At 68.1% G+C, this 295-nt stretch carries 1 protein-coding gene; it reads left to right on the forward strand.

Features of this window, described 5'->3' with window-relative positions:
* A partial coding sequence (locus AZG88_RS53910) for a hypothetical protein (protein ID WP_231914129.1) occupies positions 1-185 on the forward strand: 185 nt, incomplete at its 5' end.
* Between the last annotated feature and the right edge of the window lie 110 nt (positions 186-295).

The following is a 295-nucleotide window of genomic DNA, read 5'->3' on the forward strand; positions in this document are numbered from 1 at the left end:
AAAGCCCACAGGAGTGGGAATTGTGGCTGGTGGCCACCCGCAAGGCGGTCCGCAAACACGCGATCACCGCCACCACGGGGGCTGGCACACCGGACAAACGCACCGCGCCGCATCTCGTACACGCCCACTGCTACCGCCGGGGAACCGGTGATGGCAACGAGCACAGCACTTCTGACGGTCTGTGAGCCTTCAGGGCTTGCTTGAGCCGGTTGCCCGGATCGGGCACGGCCGGTTCTGAGGGGGCGGGGGCGCGGCAACGCGTCCCCGCTACCCGACGAACGCTGGTTCGCCGAAC

It is taken from the genome of Rhodococcus sp. LB1, assembly GCF_001583455.1.
Lineage (GTDB): Bacteria > Actinomycetota > Actinomycetes > Mycobacteriales > Mycobacteriaceae > Rhodococcus_F > Rhodococcus_F opacus.